This window comes from Allosphingosinicella sp., assembly GCF_036387615.1.
In the GTDB taxonomy this organism is placed as follows: Bacteria; Pseudomonadota; Alphaproteobacteria; order Sphingomonadales; family Sphingomonadaceae; genus Allosphingosinicella.
The window spans coordinates 19965-37245 of record NZ_DASVTH010000036.1; the positions used below are offsets into that span (position 1 = coordinate 19965).

The 17281-nt window shown below is 63.4% G+C and carries 13 protein-coding genes and 1 tRNA gene; 7 read left to right on the forward strand and 7 right to left on the reverse strand.

Annotated elements, in window-relative coordinates:
• Window positions 1–5 precede the first annotated feature (5 nt).
• The 3 genes from VF631_RS07415 to VF631_RS07425 all read left to right on the forward strand — a co-directional run bounded on the left by VF631_RS07415 (window position 6) and on the right by VF631_RS07425 (window position 2676).
• Window positions 6–1097 (forward strand): branched-chain amino acid aminotransferase, encoded by a 1092-nt coding sequence (locus VF631_RS07415; RefSeq protein ID WP_431849649.1) that lies wholly within the window; start codon window positions 6–8, stop codon window positions 1095–1097.
• A 72-nt stretch (window positions 1098–1169) separates the two neighbouring features.
• Window positions 1170–1244: transfer RNA gene (locus VF631_RS07420), tRNA-Gln, on the forward strand.
• Between the two features lie 154 nt (window positions 1245–1398).
• Window positions 1399–2676, forward strand: coding sequence for a tyrosine-type recombinase/integrase (locus tag VF631_RS07425; RefSeq protein WP_431849650.1), 1278 nt, complete (start codon window positions 1399–1401; stop codon window positions 2674–2676).
• Between the two features lie 244 nt (window positions 2677–2920).
• Here the strand turns inward: VF631_RS07425 and VF631_RS07430 are convergent, their stop codons facing one another.
• The 4 genes from VF631_RS07430 to VF631_RS07445 form a co-directional block, all read right to left on the reverse strand.
• Window positions 2921–3292 (reverse strand): hypothetical protein, encoded by a 372-nt coding sequence (locus VF631_RS07430; protein WP_431849651.1) that lies wholly within the window; start codon window positions 3290–3292, stop codon window positions 2921–2923.
• A gap of 2 nt (window positions 3293–3294) precedes the next feature.
• Entirely contained in the window at window positions 3295–4845 is a 1551-nt protein-coding gene (locus VF631_RS07435; RefSeq protein ID WP_431849652.1) for a hypothetical protein, read from the reverse strand.
• A gap of 21 nt (window positions 4846–4866) precedes the next feature.
• Entirely contained in the window at window positions 4867–5325 is a 459-nt protein-coding gene (locus VF631_RS07440) for a hypothetical protein (RefSeq protein WP_431849653.1), read from the reverse strand.
• Window positions 5326–5468: 143 nt separating this feature from the next.
• Window positions 5469–5714 carry a hypothetical protein gene (locus tag VF631_RS07445; protein WP_431849654.1) on the reverse strand — a complete coding sequence of 82 codons (246 nt, stop codon included), beginning with the start codon at window positions 5712–5714 and terminating at the stop codon, window positions 5469–5471.
• A gap of 806 nt (window positions 5715–6520) precedes the next feature.
• Here VF631_RS07445 and VF631_RS07450 point away from each other — a divergent pair.
• On the forward strand, window positions 6521–7075 hold the full coding sequence (locus tag VF631_RS07450; RefSeq protein WP_431849655.1) for a Crp/Fnr family transcriptional regulator: 555 nt from the start codon (window positions 6521–6523) through the stop codon (window positions 7073–7075).
• On the opposite strand, the gene VF631_RS07455 is transcribed toward VF631_RS07450, so the two are convergent.
• From VF631_RS07455 to VF631_RS07465, 3 genes are read right to left on the reverse strand one after another with little or no spacing between them, the layout of a single operon-like run.
• Window positions 7072–8568 carry a DUF4071 domain-containing protein gene (locus VF631_RS07455; protein WP_431849656.1) on the reverse strand — a complete coding sequence of 499 codons (1497 nt, stop codon included), beginning with the start codon at window positions 8566–8568 and terminating at the stop codon, window positions 7072–7074. The two genes, VF631_RS07450 and VF631_RS07455, sit on opposite strands and share 4 nt — an antisense overlap.
• Window positions 8569–8586: 18 nt before the next feature.
• The gene (locus VF631_RS07460) at window positions 8587–9243 is read right to left on the reverse strand and encodes a hypothetical protein (RefSeq protein WP_431849657.1); all 657 of its coding nucleotides are present in this window, start codon (window positions 9241–9243) and stop codon (window positions 8587–8589) included.
• On the reverse strand, window positions 9212–10834 hold the full coding sequence (locus tag VF631_RS07465) for a toll/interleukin-1 receptor domain-containing protein (protein ID WP_431849658.1): 1623 nt from the start codon (window positions 10832–10834) through the stop codon (window positions 9212–9214). Before VF631_RS07465 ends, VF631_RS07460 begins: the two co-directional genes overlap by 32 nt.
• Window positions 10835–11272: 438 nt before the next feature.
• On the opposite strand from VF631_RS07465, the gene VF631_RS07470 reads away from it, so the two are divergent.
• Genes VF631_RS07470 through VF631_RS07480 form a run of 3 tightly spaced genes read left to right on the forward strand, consistent with a single transcriptional unit; the run spans window position 11273 to window position 17192 of the window.
• Window positions 11273–12472, forward strand: a complete 1200-nt coding sequence (locus tag VF631_RS07470; RefSeq protein ID WP_431849659.1) for a patatin-like phospholipase family protein — start codon at window positions 11273–11275, stop codon at window positions 12470–12472.
• A 54-nt stretch (window positions 12473–12526) separates the two neighbouring features.
• Window positions 12527–15244, forward strand: coding sequence for a caspase family protein (locus VF631_RS07475; RefSeq protein WP_431849660.1), 2718 nt, complete (start codon window positions 12527–12529; stop codon window positions 15242–15244).
• A 10-nt stretch (window positions 15245–15254) separates the two neighbouring features.
• On the forward strand, window positions 15255–17192 hold the full coding sequence (locus tag VF631_RS07480; protein ID WP_431849661.1) for a hypothetical protein: 1938 nt from the start codon (window positions 15255–15257) through the stop codon (window positions 17190–17192).
• Window positions 17193–17281 lie beyond the last annotated feature (89 nt).

Below are 17281 nucleotides of genomic sequence, written 5' to 3' on the forward strand. Positions count from 1 at the left end.
TCGCCATGAACTTCGCCGGGTCCTTCGCTGTCGAACCGAGCTCCAGCCCGGTTTCCGCGGAGGAACGGGGCCGTATGCTGGAGGATCCCGGCTTCGGGCGCGTCTTCACCGACCACATGGCCACCCTGCGCTATTCGGAGGGGCAGGGCTGGCACGGCGCCGCGATCACGGCGCGTCGGCCGATCGCGATGCAGACCACCTCGTCGGTGCTCCATTATGCGCAGGAGATTTTTGAGGGGCTCAAGGCCTATCGCCGGCCAGGCGGCGGCGCCGCCCTGTTCCGCCCCCGCGACAATGCCCGGCGCCTGCAATCCTCGGCGCGGCGGATGGCGATGCCGGAGCTGCCAGAGGAGCTGTTCCTGGATTCAGTGCGGGCGCTGGTGCGCACCGAGCGGGACTGGATCCCGGACGGGCCGGAAGGCGCGCTCTATCTTCGCCCGTTCATGTTCGCGAGCGAGTCCTTCCTCGGCGTGCGCCCCGCCGGCGAATATCTCTATGCGGTCGTGGCCTCGGCGGTCGGCGCCTATTTCAAGGGCGACGCGCCGGCCGTGACGCTGTGGGTCACCCGCGATTATGTCCGCGCCGCCCCCGGCGGCACCGGCGCCGCGAAGTGCGGCGGCAATTACGCCGCCAGCCTCGTCGCCCAGGCCGAAGCGATCCGGAACGGCTGCGACCAGGTGGTCTTCCTCGATGCGATCGAACGGCGCTGGGTCGAGGAACTGGGCGGCATGAACATCTTCTTCGTGTTCGACGACGGCACCATTCTGACGCCGCCGCTGGGCGGCACCATCCTGCCCGGCATCACCCGCGATTCCCTCCTGCAGCTCGCCCGCGATCGTGGCCTGAATGTGGTGGAGGAGCCCTACTCGATCGATCAGTGGCGCGCGGATGCGCAGAGCGGCCGGCTTTCCGAGGCCTTCGCCTGCGGCACCGCCGCGGTGGTGACGCCGATCGGCGCGGTGAAGAGCGCGGACGGCGGCTTCACGATCGGCGGGCAGGCGGCCGGGCCGCTGACGAGCCGGCTTCGCACCGCCCTGGTAGAGATCCAGCGCGGCGACGCGCCCGATCCGCACGGCTGGATCGAGCAGGTCTGCTGAGCAAGGGGTCGGCGCCCGACACACCCTTCCCACCCGCGCCCGCGCCGCTATAAGGCGGCCCCGCGCGCATGCTGGGGCGTCGCCAAGCGGTAAGGCACCGGTTTTTGGTACCGGCATTCGCAGGTTCGAATCCTGCCGCCCCAGCCAATCGAATCCTTAAGATTCGGCCCAGAACAATGACTTGCATGCAAATCAACGGCTGGCGCAGCTAGACCCGGTTCGCCTCAAAACGACCGGTTTAGACCCCTGTTGTATCACGATTTGTATCATGATTTTTGTCTGGACCGACGTGGAGTCGGTAATGACAAAGATGCAAGCGCTCACCCCCTCGGCGATCGAAAGGCTGGCGCGTGGGAACCTCAAGGACCGCTTCTGCCCGGGTCTTTCGGTCGAGGTGATCTCGAGTGGAAAGAAGGTATGGAAGTACGCCCGGCGCGTGGCCGGCGCCGGGCCTCTGGTCCGGCTAAGCTTCGGTCAGTTTCCTGCTTATTCGATCGCGGCGGCGAGAGAATGGGCAGGAAAGCTGAACGAGCAGGTGGAGGCGGGGATTGATCCTCGCGAGACGCTTCGCAGGGAGGAGCTCCGTGCGTCAATGACCGTGGCCCGGGCGCACGGTCTCTACATGCGCGCAGTGCGCGAAGGTCGCGCGTCTCGCGCCAAACGCCCCAACAAGCCTCGAACCATCGCGGACAAGCTCACGATATACGAGAAAGATATCGCTCCGGCGCTTGCCCGCACGATCATCTACGACGTGACGGAGCGGGACCTGATCAAGCTCGTCGAGAAGAAGGGCCGGACCGCCAAAGTGCGAGCGAACCGGCTCGCCGCCGAGGTCAAGGTCTTCTTTGGCTGGGCAGCCTCGCTTCGCGGTCTGGAGGTCGGCCTGGAACCAGACCCCTCAAGCCGGCTTGGCGACCTGCGCTTCCCCGAGACGCCGCGGTCGCGCAAGCTGGTGCGGCAGGAGATCGAGTGGTTTCTGCTTAGTCTTGTGGACGAGGAACATGACTACCGACGAGGCATGCTCCTCTGGTTGCTCACCGCCGCTCGCCTGAGCGAGGTGTCTGAGGCACGCTCAGATGAGCTGGTCGAGGGGCTCTGGATCATTCCGCCCTCGCGGACCAAGAACTCGGTCGAGCATTGCATCGCACTCGGGCCGTGGGGCTGGTCGCTCATGCAGAGCGGGAGCGAGTGGGTGTTCCCGGCGCCGAAGCTGAACGGGCCGCGGTCGCGTAACTGCTGGTACGTTGCCCGCAACCGAGTGAAAGCCCGTATGGAGCAGCTTGCCGGGCGGCCGATCGAGCGATTCACTCCGCACGACTTCCGTCGCACATGCCGCTCAAACACGAAGCGCCTCAAGGTTGATTTCGAAACCGCCGAGGCTGTCCTCAATCACGTGAAGAAGGGCCTTGAGCGGACGTACGACACTTACGAACTGGAAGAGGAGAAGCGGGATTGGTTCCTCAGGTGGGAACAAGAAATCTCCGAGATTGCCACGGCCGCTGGCGCAGGCGAGCTGCTTGGCTTTTCCATTTCAGGGCCCGGTCCGGTCTCGCCCGGTTCAGCGAGGAAGCCGCAGTGATATGCTCCTACTGCACGACCTCGGGCTTGTCTGCCGCTGGCGACCCGCAGGGAAGTTGAAGAATCGCCGCCTGACCAGGTCGAGCAACAGACTGGCCATTCGGCGCCTTGAGACGAACTCAGGCCTCAGCCCGTCATCCTTCGAGTCCAGCCGACCTTTCCACGCCTGACCATCAACAGGCCATGCCCATACCAGAGAAGACGCGACACAAAAAACGACCCGGATCAACGGAACCGGATTGGGCTCATCTCAATATCGCGGCAAGACTTGCCACGTCAGCGTTCGAGACCTGAGCACCCGGCGGTTGAAGTCCGTCAATCAGCTGCAGCGCCGCGTCGGCCTTGGCTGCTTTGGTTGCGTTGACATCCGCCTTCGCTTCGGCGCGCTCGACGCGCGCCTGCTGCACAGTGGTCCCGAGAACTACGCCCAATGCCGCTGCCGCCATCGTCTGGACGGCGTTGAAGATCATCAGTATTCGGTCCCAGCGGAATTGCTCGTCGGCTCTAAGCGTCAGGCTTTTTGATAGCATGAATTGACATAAATAGCCGAAGCAAACGATCACGGCCGCTGCGCCCACGACCGTATACCACGGGAGCCGATGAGTTGGTGTTGACATTGTCAGCCTCCTTGCTGGCGCTTCGCCCGCTGTTCCTCCAGGAGAATGTAAGCCTCCACATTCGCACGCTGCGCATTGATGAAGGCGGTGTCGGCATTGAGACTTGCGGTCTGTGCGGCAAGCGGATCTTCGGCTTTCGGTTTCAGGGCCTCAAGAGCGTCGCGTTGCTCCTTCAGCGCCTTCAGATAGGCAGTCCCAGTCTGGAGACGGGCTGTGGGATCAAACAACGGCGCAAGCTGGCCTGCCGCATCGGCCATGGCCCCGCTGATTGCCTCGCCCGGGGCGGCCTTCTGCTCGTACCCCACCGACTTCAAGCTACCGTCAAGCGCGAATTCAGCCGCAAAACTGTTGCTTCCGAAGGCGCGACTGCGGAAGGGAAGCACGTTGACGTAGCCCAACTGCACCACCGGACCATCGAAGCTGGCGATCACTCCTTCCGGGTCTTCCGATCCGCACGGTGACCGCCAGCACGCGACGAGCCGACCCGCGGCCGGCATTCTGTATCGGAGACCGCGCGCCTCCGCCGGCGGGAGCCGGTAGCTCTGGTCGCCCGCGCTTTCCGGGAGCGGGCTGATCCTTTCATCGCTGCCGGCAAGGTTTCGCGGCCTGGTGAGGTTAGTCCGTGGCGGGCGACGCCCAAACGTCCCGATGCGCTCGATCTGAAGGTAGACAGGACGAGTAATATATTTGTCGTCCGCGCCCGACACCCACCTCTGCCAGACCTCTTTTGGCAGCGGTTCGGGCTCTCGGCTGAAGGTGTCGCCATTCTGCGGCCAGCGGAACTTACGCGTATAGGTGATCGACTTGACTGCCTCCGTCAGGGCTTCCGTCGCGGCATCCTGACGCCGCTTCGCCACGCCCAACGCTTTCAGAGCCTCGTCAAGCTCCGTTTTGGCGCTCTCGCCGACTGACGCGCCCAGCGCCGTGATGCGCTCGCTGGTCGCCTTGTATGCTGCCGTCGCGCGCTCGAGATCCTGTGTTCGCGCCTCAAGAAGCCCCTTGGCGGCCTTCGCGGCTTCCAGATCCGCGGCTGCCTTCTCCGTGCATGTCGGGGCTGACGATCCCGGCGGGAGCAGACCAGGTGGCATCCCCATGGCGAGAGGAAGGACCTTGACAGCTGTCTTCACCACATTTCCGACGATCTGAGCGGACCGATCCTCAACGGACGCACCGATCGTGGAGAAAAGGTTGCGCCCGTCATGCCATTTCGCGCTGAACGTCGTGATGCTCGTCGGGGATTGCAGATCCTGGGGGTTGACCATGAACGCCAGCCGCCCGTCATCCGCGCTGCCCTGCGCCGCCTCTACCTTCATCGCGATCTTGGGAGGTATGTTCGCTTTGGTCAGCTTGCCCGGCTGCCCGGGAACTTCCGTCTCGGTGTAGCACTGGTCCAGCCGCCACGTGGCGGTGACCTCATATTGTGTGAACGGAAGCACATAGCCGATGCCGGTTCGGGAACCGGAAGGGGTGATTCCAGTCACATCGAGGGTTCTTGTGCAACCCGGCAGCGCCATCAGGGTGGAAGCGAAGAGCAGTGTTTTCGCCCGTGTCATCGTACCTCTCCCTTGCTCCAACTACCTGGCATCGTCCGCGCCCGGCACAGGGCCCATCCCCTCAATCGGCTTATTCTCTGCCAGGCGCCGCACGAAGTCCGCCGCTGGTATGGCCCGATTGAGCGGGAGCATCCGCAGCTTCGGCGCCCTTGCGGCAATCACCACAAAGTCTTGTCCGTCGCCGTGGATCCAAAGAGCCGCGAGGGCATATGCCGGGATGAGAAGAACATCGGCCGTACCCTCCTTCGGAAGGTTTGCGTCGACCCAGTCGATCGTCTTTCGCAGAGCTGTCGGCAGAGGGGATTGAGAAACTTCCACGACCTCATGCCTTGGCTCACCCGCATTCGACTTCTCGACGGAGCGAGCGAAGCTCACCGGATCGTCCCCGACGTAAATCTGATGATGCCACTGCCCAGTGTCGATCACGCGTTCCTCGAGCGCTTTCTCAGCCGATCCGAGCGCGTCGTACGGAAGCATCATGATCCGGAGGCTTTCACCCAGCGAACTGCCGTCCTCCCCGGTTAGCGCTCGGGGTCCGACTGGCAGCCGTTCCGCGATTTGCTCGGCTACACTTTGCCGAATCAAGAGATCGAGATTCCTGGGGGTTGCCACTTGCGTGCCTTTCAGAAGGTGAAACTCCGCACCCAGGCGCCAAGGCCGTAGGCAGTCTGGATCTGGCCGAAGGTTCGTGCGCCGCGACCATATGCACTGGATGGGTCCAGCACTTCAAAATCGCCGTTCGCGTGCTCGCCTACAATCAAGGCAACATGCGTCTGATTTCCCCCCGTCCACTGGTAGCAAACCTGAACGGCTTTGCCGGAGGCAAGCTCTGTCTGCACCCGTCGCAAAGAAAGCTGACCTGTCACCATTTGCGTCGGCAATCCGAGGGGCGGGTAAGCAAGGTGCGGCCACGCGCCGCGGTCACAACTCGCAGGCGCGCGCGGACTCGGGCAGCAGGTGAGTTGAAACTGGCTGGAAGCAACCGAGCACTGGGATTGACTGTTCCTCAGCAGCATCTCTGCACAGGCTGCCCAGCACCAGTTGTTCTCCGATTGCGGCACGTAGGGGAACGAGAGCATCACTGCTCCGGGAGCGGCAAGGGTGCGCGCTCGCCGCACGGCGGGCAGGGGCACGCGGCGTTCGGCCCTGATGCTCATCGTGGATGCTCACAGCTTAGCGGAAGGCGGTCGTCTTGCAGGCATGAGCGCCCACTCCGAAGATCGCGCCGCTGGCGAATTTGTGCATCTGTACACCAACCAAGCTGCTTGCATGGCGACAGCTGAATGGCGGTCACGAGCACCTCTCCTTGCCGACTCGCAGGAAAGAATAGCGCTTCATAAGTGCCGCGCGCGTGACTGCCGTCACGCCAGCGGCGACCGGGTGGGACGATGTTTGCTCCGCGCCGTGTGAAACACGGCCCTTATCAACTTGCCACACATCGGATGATTGACGGGACCGTAGATCCTGCCCAGTCTCAAATTGGTCCCTCCGGTTCAATGCTGAGGGCGAGTGCTTTCCATGGCTCAGTCTTGCAACGGGTGGACACGATGGAGGCACCTTCTGATCTCGACAGCATCTCGAGATGAGCGACGATGCGCTTCTCCTGGCAAGCGCATTGGGTTGTTCACCATCCGAAGCTGGCAGGGCGGCGCAGCTGTTCGAACGGCGCAAGGCCTTGAAGGGCGAAGCGCTATTTCGCCAAAGTCATCTTTGCCAGCGCTGCTGGTTGATCGTGGAGGGAGCTGCAGTTCTGCAGAGCGTTGGGTATGATGGCCAGCTTCTCCAGATCACGAGCTATGGGCCAGGCGAACTCGCTGGAGTCTTCCCAAGTCCAAGAAAACAGGAAGCTGAGCTGATCTGCGATGCTCATACCGAGGCGTTAGAGGCTCAGACCGTTCCACTCGCGCGGCTCGCCGCCACGACACCTGGCATCGCTCTTGGACTTGCCGCTCTGCTCGCGCGGCAGAATGAAGCGCTGCTAGCCCGCATGGCCAATCGGATCACGCTTTCCGCCTCGGGGCGGGTCTATTCCGAGCTGCTCGCGCTCGCAGATGAGAACGGCGCGATCAAGCCTGCGCCCGTCTTGGCCGCCATCGCGCTTCGCGTGAACACGACGAGAGAAACGGCATCTCGTGCGGTCGCCGCAGCCGAGCGGCGGGGCCTCGTGAGCCGGGTGCAAGGCGGATTGCTCATCATTTCCCGGCCCCGGCTTGAAGCGCTGATTGTCTAGAACCCGCGACCGGTAGCGAGGAGGCGCCAGATCTCCTCGACACCGAACGCGGTTCGCACCTCGCCCGCGAGATCCGCAGACGCATCAGGGCAGTGCAGTCGAGCCACGATGGCCGCGCGGCGGGTCGCGGCGATCGACCCGGCATCGGTGGATTGGGCGGCCGCAACGGCGGGCGCGAGATCTGCGGGTCCTGGCAATTCAGACACGATCCGGAAATCAAGGCCGGCTCTGGACCCACTATTGGTCAGGAGGTTGCGCGCCGCGCCTATCGCGTCACACATCCGTTCGTATGCAAACAGATCGCAGCCCTCTTGAGGCAGGTTGATGCGTCGTCCGCCCGCCGCTTCGGCCATGACCCGGCCGTGCCCACAGACGGCAAGCAGACAGATAAGCTGGTCGTCGCCCGCGGTGGCGAGTCTTGTTGTGCCAGCCGACGAGCGCGAAACTTCAACCACCGAGATGTCGAATGCGGCACTGGTCCATAGAAGGTCGGCTTCGGGCCGACGCTTGGCACCGTCCTTGCCAAGGATGCGAATGGCGACCGGCCTGGTGGCCAGCGCACTGGCACGGCCGATCGCCATCCCCATCGCAATCTGATCCGCATACTCTACCGAAGGCTGTGACAAGTGGCGAGCGGGACTCGTCACCTCTACCGACGCAGCGCGACCGAGAAGGTCCTCAAAACGTGAGCCCCAGGCTGCGCCGAAGGCGGTCACCGACTCGGCGCGGAAAGTCTCGGGGTCGGTTGGCAGGACAACGTGCAGATCACCTCCACAGCTCAGCAGCGCTTCGGCGACCAGGATGTCGGCCCCGGCGGCAAGAGCGCCGAACCCACTGCTGGGCCTCACCGCCTGGACGGAAGAAGAGATGTGCCGCGCCGCGATTGGATCGTCGGGGTCGATGCCCATCACGCCGCTGAAGTGCATGACGGGGCCGGGACGATAGGCGTCAAGCCAGGAGCAATCCGCCTCGATGTGCTGGAGCAGCAAGGTGAACTGACGAAGCGTGATCGCGTGATCTTCCCAGGCGTGAGGCGCGCCTGCGATTGCCTCTGCCAATGCACGCTCGGCGGCAGCTACCTGGCCGAGCAGCAGCAGAGCTTCGGCGCGCGTCGCGCCGAGCCAATATGGCGTGTCAGGCTCGTGATCTGCGCGCTGGAGCATCGCGAGCACCTCGCGTGCCCGTTGAGACGCAAGGTCCCGGTCGTTTCCGAGGGCGGACAATGAGGCTGCATTGATCAGCGCGTAAGTTGATCGTCCGCGCGCGGCGGCCGCATAGGCTGCTGCGGCCGAAACGAAGAGGCGCTGCCGTTCCTTGCCCACTGCCCTGACGGCGGCATCCTTGAGAAGCCGAGCTTTGAGAAGCAGCGCCTCCGGATCCTCGCGCGCCTCCCAGCCGCCGGCGCGGAAACTCGCCCAGGCCTGCTCTTCGGCGCCTTGCCGTGACAGCAGCAGAATCTGAGCTCGCGTCAGGTAGTGTCCAGTCAACGCCATCCGTATGAGCCTGCGCCGCTACACGTCCACTTTCAGATAAATGGACGAAGGCGGGTGAACCCCACCATGGGTGAAGAACGAGGCGGAGCGGAAGCCCCCTTCTGTGTCATAGGGCAGTACCCAAGGCGAGAATTGCAGCTCCTGGTCCACGACGTTGAGGATGAAGGGAATGCGCATTGCACGTCCGTGACGGGTCGCCGCATGTGCTTGGGCTGGTACGGCCCTGACCCGGTCGGCGAGCTGGGAAGAGCGGGCATGATCCAAGTCGCACATAAACGAGGCCCAGCGCCGGTTCCCGTCCGGATAAGTCCGGAGCCGCGACAGGAAGCTCTCGCCATCAGGGTCATTCGTCGGCAACAGCATGAATGGGGATGTCTCAATGAACTCCAGCTGCGCCAATCCAGCCCGAGCCGGTTCTATCCTGAAGACGATCGCATGCACGCCAGCAGCGTGGCCCATGTCTATATCCAGAAAGCGTTCGGGTGGAACCGCCGCATCCAGCGATGGCTCGGCCACGCTTCCAAGCGCGGCGAAGTCATCCTGCCGGACCGCCTCCTCAACCATCTCCCGGTAATCACGATCTCCAACATCGACCTCAAGCATCCGGCTATAGATGGCTGCCTGGTTCTGGTCGGCGCTGATCTCAAGAAACCTTATAGTCGAGACGTCGCCCATAGCCCTTCTCCCTGAGTTCGCGCGAAATGCGCTCCTTGTACGCGGACCAGAATGCATTGCTCGGATCGCGCGCGATTAGCCTGTCGTTTATCCGCCGCGCGTCCGCCAGAAATTGCCCGGCCAGGTCATGTTCGCCTTGCCGCCACAGCAGATCCGCATGTCGTACGTACACTTCCATCTGCTGCTCGAGCCATAGCATGTTGCCGGGGTCACGTTGGACGAGTGCCTGCGAAAGGTGGAGGTAGCGACCCTGCATACGGCGAGACTGGGCTCGCTCGCCTGACGAGAGCTGCGCTTCAGCAAGCCAGAGGCAGTGGAAGATCAGGTCGTAAAGGAGACTGGCATCGTCTGGTCGCCTCGCCAGCAGCCGCTCGCTCGCCTGCACGGCTCGCTCACAGTTACTGAGGACGCGGGCCCCGCCTCCACCGTTCTTCACCATCGTCGCGCACATATTGCCGTACGCATAGCCGACCAGCCGGAGCCAGTCGGGCCGGCTATGGCCCCAGGATGCAATGGATTCGAGCAGGCGCTGAGTTCGCGCGAACCGAGCGGTGGCTTCCTGCGAACGCTCGCGCGTCAGGGCCAGCAGCGCGAGCCGGTTCTCGCTTTGTGCATGGGCGAATATCCGAGTCGGGTCGTTTTTCCTTTTCGCAAGGAGCGCTTCTGTGGTCCTATGCAGCGCGGCGTAACGCGATTGGGCCAAGTCGAGGTGGCCGCCATTCTCCGCATCCTCCCCCATCGCCCCGATCACACGGGCTCGCCTTTCCAGACTGTCATCCGGCAGCGCGTCGGGAGCACCCTGCTCCTCGTAATAGGTCATTGCCCGTCTGTTCACATCAGTCATGACATCGAGGCTTCCGACAGCTTTCAGGCGCTGCCGCAGGTCGGTCAGCATATATTCCACCAAGCCTTCGGCTTCGGCCCGCTGGCGCTCGGCCTCCCGGCGCGCTGAGATGGCGAACAACGTCATCGTCGCCAGCACTAACATTGCGGCCAGCGCTGCGACCGTGATCCCCATCACGCGCCGTTGACGCCGCTGTGCGTCCCGCTGGATCAGCTCATCCAGCGGGACACCCAATATACCCGCAACCATTTTCAGGAAGGCAAGACGATACCCGTCACCGATCGGGCGGAAATCGGCTGCAAGGGGCTCGACCCCGTTTGCACGCAGTGGTGCGGGGATCGCCTCGTCAGGGTCTCCCGCGATGATCGCGGCTAGGATCGGGCCATCGGGATGCAGCTGTCGGAACAATTCTATTTCGCGTGCAACCCAGCAAGAGCGGGCGGCGCCCGGCGAGCAGAGAACCAGCAGCGCTTGAGATTGAGCGATGGCCTGTCTGACTGCCTGGCTGAGATCGGCGCTCGCCGGAAAGTCATCCCGATCCCGGAACACGGGTCCAACCCGCCCCTCTGCTCCACTGAGAGGCGCGACCCTGCTTCTAAGTCGGTCCGGTATCCGATAAGTCTCCAGCTGCTTCTGCAGCTTGCTTGCAAATCCAGCATCGGCATGACTGTAGCTGACGAAGGCGCGGAAGCGGATCGGGGCGGCCGCCCCCTTGATCTCCTCCTTCTCTGCTCGCCTCAATTGCATGGGGAAAGTCCGCGCCGGACGTCAGGTTCAAGCGCTAGATGACCGGTCTGGACCAGCTGAGTCCAGTCTGCCGCTCAGGCATGGGTCAGTGGCAGGGTCCGATCCGGCTCGGCCGGGTGCAACATCAAGGAGGCGCAGTCGCGCGATCGGGTGCAGCGGGCCGAACATTGGCCCGGTCGCGATCGGCGGAGACGTTATCTGTCGGTCTTTGCGGGTGTGGTGCCGGCGGAAATTTCATTGCCCGTGATCTGCGTCACGGGCTTCTCGTCAGGAGACCCTTAGATGTGAGCTGCGATGTGCGCCGGCAGAGGCGCGTATGTCCGCTGCTCAAGGAGTTTGGAGATGGGCGGGTTGAAGCTCAGATGCATCGCTGGAGCATTGATCCTCTTCCCGCTCTTTTTGATCGGGTGCTCACATCCGCGGCCCGCAAGGCAGGCCATGTGCCACCTGCCCTCGCTCCCGTTGCGCGTGGAGCGCCCTGACGGCACCCGTGCGTTGAGCTTTTCCGACACGCTCCGATCGAGGCTGACCCCGGGACGCAGCCGCGGGGAGCAGGCAGCCAAGCCCGAGGACATGCTGGTCTTGAGCGGCGGCGGCAAATGGGGCTCCTATGGCGCCGGCTTCCTGCAAGCCTGGAAAGGCGTGCCTCGTTTCAAAACCGTGACGGGTGTCAGCACGGGCGCGCTGCAGGGCACCTTCGCGCTGCTTGGACGGACGCTTCCCCCTGACGACCGGATTCTGCAGCCCGGGGACGACTTCCCGGCCTTGCCGGCAGACCGGAGCAATCTGGACGATCTCGTGGCAGGCTACACGATCAGCCGGGAGAAAACGCTGCTCGCGAGTCATGGCGGGGAGCTTGGGGTCCTTCGGAAGGGCTCATTCGGCGATCTTGCACCTCTTCGCACCCGGATCGAGCGGCTGATCACGCCCGGAACACTGCGCGACGTAGCAGCCGCTGGAGACGAGGACCGCCGCTTCTATGTCGGCCTCCTGAACGCCGACACCGGGTTTGCTGAAGCCGTCGACATGACCGCGCTCGCCAGCCGTGCCCGGACCGGTGATGCCGAGGCGGTTCGATCCTGCTATATCGATACACTGCTCGCGGCATCCTCCGAACCCGTGGGCGCGCTGCCGGTATTCATCGACGACCAAATGTATCTGGACGCGGGCGTCCGCTTCGGCGTTTTCCTGGAGGAGGTCGCAGCGGCCGTGCGACCGCCGGGCGCCGGCGCAGCTGTGACCCCGCCAGCCGAGCGGCCGAATGTCTACATGATCGTCAATGGCGACATGAGCATCGCAGCCGAGGAGTCTCCCAGGCCGAGATGGTCGGCGCTTACCGTGGCCAAGCGCAGCATGACCCTCGTCACGGATCAGATCTACCTGTTCTCGACCGACCGTGTTGCGGATTGGAGCCGCGATCGCGCCAACTTCTACTTCAGCTACGCGCGCGGTTGGGGTGATCATCGCTGGCAGGGGCAGTCCTGTCGCGATTGGCAGAAGCTGGACAAAGCCGAGGCCAAGCCGCTGCAATTCTATCCGCGGATGATGAAGTGCCTGATCGACTTCGGTCGTGAGCGACGTCGCACGCGTCCCTGGGACGCCCGTCCGGCACTCACGACCAGCTTGAACTCAGGTTGAGCAGATCGCGACAGCTGAACGAGAGCTCATCGAAACGGTCATAGGGGATAGCAGATGCGCAATTTCCAATCGGTTACTCCCATCGAGTTTGCAGCATTGGTCAGGGACTTCCCGTGGAAGCGGAGGGTCGGCGAGGTCCATCTCCATCATACCTGGCGACCAACCCAGCGCGACTATTCCGGGCGCCGCACTATCGAGGGCATGTGGCGTCATCACACCCAGACCAATGGCTGGAGCGACATCGCTCAGCATGTCAGCACAGCGCCGGACGGCACGATCTGGATCGGCCGTAACTTCAACTGGGCGCCTGCCTCGGCAGCCGGTTTCAACGGCAACAGCAGCGCCGGCCCGTTCATGATCGAGATGATCGGCGATTTCGATATCGGGCGTGAACAGCCTACCGCGAAGCAGAAGGAAGCCACGCTCGCGGTTATCAAGGCGGTCCAGGACAGGTTCAAGCTTACGCCCCAGCATCTGCGCTTCCACAATGAGATGTCGAAGAAGAGCTGCCCCGGCGAGACCCAGGACAAGGCCGACTGGATCTCCGAGATCGCCGCGTTTCAATTGCCCGCGCCAGGGGGAGGCAGTCGCGCCGCATTCCCGGGTTCAGCACCGCGAACCCTGTCCATCATCGCTGCGATGAATCCGGCAGCGGAGCAGACTGACGACATGGGAAATGCCGAGCACGCAGTTGGCTTGGAAGGCGTCAGCACTGGCAACGGTCAGGCGGAGTCTCGCGATGCCCAAGCCCGCTGCATCGACCCGGAAATCCTGGAGGTTCTCGCCGACCATATTGTCAATCTGACGCAAGGACGCTTCTCCACCGGCGGGACCGTCCAGACCGATGCGAGTGACGTAGACCGGATCCTCGATGAGCGCGTGGCGCAGGACGTGGAGCGCGCCCGCAAGCGCGGCGAGAAAGCGCACCTCCTGCTCTATGCGCATGGGGGCCTGGTGAGCGAAAACTCGGCTCTGTTGGGTGCCTTCGACCAGCTGAAGTTCTGGCGAGCCAACAACGTCTATCCGCTGTTCTTTATATGGGAGACCGGTCTTGCGGAGACGCTGAAGCAGTTGATCTTCAGTGCGCGCGGCCTCGCGGCCGCACCGCGCGGACCGGTGCGCGAGTGGATGGACGATCGCGTCGAAGACGCGGTCAGGACGCTCGGCGCGGACAAGATCTGGTCGGGAATGAAGCGCAGCGCCGAGCGCGCGAGCCAGCCGAAAGGGGGCAGCGCCTATGTTGCGGCCAAGCTGCCGGCGCTGGCTGAGAAGCACGGGGACGACCTCCAGATCCACATGGCCGGACACAGCGCCGGAAGCATCTTCATGACCTGGATGGCCTCTGTCCTGCCGGATGCTCCCAAGATCCGGAGCGCGCACTTCCTCGCGCCGGCGATCAACACCGCCCGTTTCAAGGAAGGTTTCGCGCCAGCCCTCGGAAGCAAGGTCGAGGATCTGACGCTCTATACGATGATCAAGGCGAGGGAACTCGCCGACACTGTGACGCCTCTTTACGGCAAGTCGCTTTTGTATCTGATCTACCACGTGCTGGAAGCCAGGCGGGAGACGGACATACTCGGGCTGGAAATGTCGCTCCGGCGCGACCCCGACTTACGCAAGCTGTTCGGACTTAGCGGGAGCGGCTCGGGCAAAGCGACGATCATCTGGTCTCCAAGCAGTGACGCTGCGTCCGGGTCGGCAAGCAATTCGACCTCTCACGGCGGCTTCGACAATGACGCAGCTACACTTGAGAGCATGTGTCGCCGCATTCTCGGCAAAGTAAACGGAGAGCCGATCAGCCCGTATCAGGCGTCGCGTTCTCTCGCAGCCTCGGTGTGGGACGAGGAGGTCCAATGGCCTGAGCACCTGCGACCCTATCTTGGGGCCGAGACGATCGAAGCTTCAGCAACCGGCCCGATCACTAAGCCAGCGCAGGCTGCTGCTCCCGCCAGCAACGTACGGCCTGAAGGCCGTCGCAAAGCGCTGTGCATCGGGATCGACAGTTACCGCCACATCTCGCCGCTCGCCGGCTGCGTGAACGATATGGGAAGCTGGAGCCGCACTCTGACCAGGCTCGGCTTCGAAGTGGCGACGATGAAGGAAGATGAGGCGACTGCGGACGCCCTTCTCGAGCGGCTGCGCGACTTCGTGAGTTCGGCCAAGTCCGGTGACAGGCTCGTCCTCCAGTTTGCCGGTCACGGAACGCAGTTCGACGACGTGGGTGGCGACGAAACCGACCGAAAGGACTCCGCCTTGTGCGCAGTCGATTGCGGCGCCACTGGCGGCCGGAGTGGCCTCGTCCTGGACGACGACATCTTCGAGGCGCTCAAGCTCCTTCCTGCGGGTGCGAAGCTGACCGCGTTCATCGACTGCTGCCACTCAGGTACGATCACGCGCGCACTCGGCGCGCCCCCGCTGGGCGACAACCCGGTCAATGCAAAGGCGCGGTTTGTCCGCCCCACGGCCGAGATGATGGAAGCCTATCATCGGCTGAAGCAGGAGAGCCGCGGGAGCGGAGCACGAACGCTCACCGGGGAGACGGGACTGATCGGCGTTCAGTTCAGTGCGTGCCAGGATTCCGAGGTCGCCTGGGAGTTCAACGGCGCCGGCCATTTCACGTCGATCGCAACCAGGCTGCTTCCGCAGGGCAAAGGGCTCACCCACCGGGCTTTCCACGACCGGCTGATTGCCGAGTTCGGATCCGGGCGCCGACAGACACCGAATCTCTACTGCGAACCCGACGCTTTCGATCAACCGCTCGATCTGTTCTAGGGAGCGGCGGGTGACCGAAGGCACAGGACCAGCGCCGCAGGAGTCGGTCCAGAGCGCGGCGCAGAGCCGCACTCCGCCCGATCCGGGCGTCATTGCAGCGGGATCGCCTTCGCCCGGCGAGGGTGTCCGATATGATCTCGGCCAGAGACTGACGCGCGGCAGCACGTCGCGCTCTTATCAGCGGGAGGCCAACGACCCGCTGTACCGGCCATTATCGATCTACGCGCTGGATCCGAGCCTTTCCAGGCTCGGGGGGGCCATTGCTGAAATCAAGCTTCCGTACGAGCCTCTGCAGCCGGGGCCTCGTGGGGCTATATTCGAAGTCGACAATATCGACGCGGAGGGGATCGCCTATCCCAAGGCCGATCTCGACGAGCCGATGGTCCTCCTGATGAACGGATATCCGCCTTCGGTGTCGCAGCCGCAGTTTCACCAGCAGATGGTCTACTCGGTCGCGATGCTGACCTACGCCAATTTCAGAATGGCGCTGGGACGAGACGTCAATTGGGCGTCCGGCGCGATTGTAGACGGCAGCAACCGGCTGAAGCTGCGGCCGTTCGGAGCCCTGCAGAAGAACGCCTGGTATGACCGGAGCCGAAACGAAATCGTGTTCGGCTATTTCACCGCCGAGCGCTCCACTCCGGTGGCTCAGGAGGGCGTGGGCAAAGTCTATACTGGGCTGTCCCACGACATCATCGTGCACGAGGTCAGTCACGCGTTGCTCGATGGCCTGCGCGCTCACTTCTTCGAGCCGACCCATCCCGACGTGCTGGCCTTTCACGAAGCCTTTGCGGACCTGATCGCCTTTTTCCAGCACTTTGCTTATCCTGACGTTGTTCGGGCAGCCCTGGGCCAGACACAGGGCCGGCTCAGCGAAGCAACCGGCCTGGTCAGTCTTGCGCAGGAATTCGGTCGCGGCATCGGGGCGGAAGGCGATGCCTTGAGGACCTTTGCGGAGCTTGGGGCAGGAAAAGCCCGGAAGACCTTCGATCCGGACGTGCTCGAGCCGCACGACCGTGGCCAGGCGCTCTCGCATGCGGTCTTTTCAGCCTTTGAGACGATCTATCAGCGTCGCGCGCGTCAGTTCATAAAGCTGGCGACCGGCGGGTCCGGCGTCCTGCAGGCGGGCGATTTGTCCGACACTTTGGAAGAGCTGCTGGTCGAGGTTGCGCGCAAGCTTGCGCAGCACTTTCTCGAGATGTGCATCCGAGCCATCGACTATTGTCCACCGGTCGATATCCAGTTCGGCGATTTCCTGCGGGCGCTGGTGACCGCCGACCATGATCTGATTCCGGATGATGAGCTCGCATATCGTGAGACGATCATCCGCGCCTTCGGCGAGCGACGTATCTTCCCTCGCGGTGCCTCTAGCATGACCGAGGATGCGCTGCTCTGGTCGGAACCTCAGACCTCGCTTCCGACGGATCCGGAGCTCAGGCTCGCCTCTCTGCGGCTGACCGACGATCTCAGCGAACCGGCTGACCAGCGCGAGATCAGACGCTTGGCCGCCGCAGTCGGCATGATGGTGAGCGATCCTCGGTTCGCAGGTGAGTTCGGCCTGATCAGCCCGCTCTCGCGAGACTTCGATCCGAACACGACCAGCATTCCGGTGATTGAGTCCATCAGAATCGCGCGACGTGTCGGGCCAAGCCGGCAGTTGACCCTCGATCTTATCGCCGAGGTCACGCAGCGCATGAGAGTCACTCGCGGCGAGAAGACGTTTCCCTTCTACGGAGGCGCAACCATCATTCTGGACGCCGCCGGCACGATCAGGTTCGTGATCCGCAAGCGGCTGGACAATGAACGTCGCCAGCAGGAGCAGTGGGATTACGTCAACTCTCCGTCAGCAGCGAATTTCTGGCGAGAGGAACAGGGGCGCTTCAGAGCAGATCCTGCCGAAGTTCAGCGCAAGCTCTGCGCGAGCCCTCCGGGTCCGGTTCCAAGATGACCTTCCTGTCCCCAGGACGGCGTGGGTGCAATGCACCGAAGCTAGGAGGCGGAGGTGCTCCGCAATTTCCGAACATAGATGCCCAGCAT

Coding starts and splice junctions, on each gene's coding strand:
- VF631_RS07415 (WP_431849649.1), top strand. CDS start 6: ATGAACTTCGCCGGGTCCTTCGCTGTCGAACCGAGCTCCAGCCCGGTT.
- VF631_RS07425 (WP_431849650.1), top strand. CDS start 1,399: ATGACAAAGATGCAAGCGCTCACCCCCTCGGCGATCGAAAGGCTGGCG.
- VF631_RS07430 (WP_431849651.1), bottom strand. CDS start 3,292: ATGTCAACACCAACTCATCGGCTCCCGTGGTATACGGTCGTGGGCGCA.
- VF631_RS07435 (WP_431849652.1), bottom strand. CDS start 4,845: ATGACACGGGCGAAAACACTGCTCTTCGCTTCCACCCTGATGGCGCTG.
- VF631_RS07440 (WP_431849653.1), bottom strand. CDS start 5,325: ATGATGCTTCCGTACGACGCGCTCGGATCGGCTGAGAAAGCGCTCGAG.
- VF631_RS07445 (WP_431849654.1), bottom strand. CDS start 5,714: ATGGTGACAGGTCAGCTTTCTTTGCGACGGGTGCAGACAGAGCTTGCC.
- VF631_RS07455 (WP_431849656.1), bottom strand. CDS start 8,568: ATGGCGTTGACTGGACACTACCTGACGCGAGCTCAGATTCTGCTGCTG.
- VF631_RS07460 (WP_431849657.1), bottom strand. CDS start 9,243: ATGGGCGACGTCTCGACTATAAGGTTTCTTGAGATCAGCGCCGACCAG.
- VF631_RS07465 (WP_431849658.1), bottom strand. CDS start 10,834: ATGCAATTGAGGCGAGCAGAGAAGGAGGAGATCAAGGGGGCGGCCGCC.
- VF631_RS07470 (WP_431849659.1), top strand. CDS start 11,273: ATGTGCCACCTGCCCTCGCTCCCGTTGCGCGTGGAGCGCCCTGACGGC.
- VF631_RS07475 (WP_431849660.1), top strand. CDS start 12,527: ATGCGCAATTTCCAATCGGTTACTCCCATCGAGTTTGCAGCATTGGTC.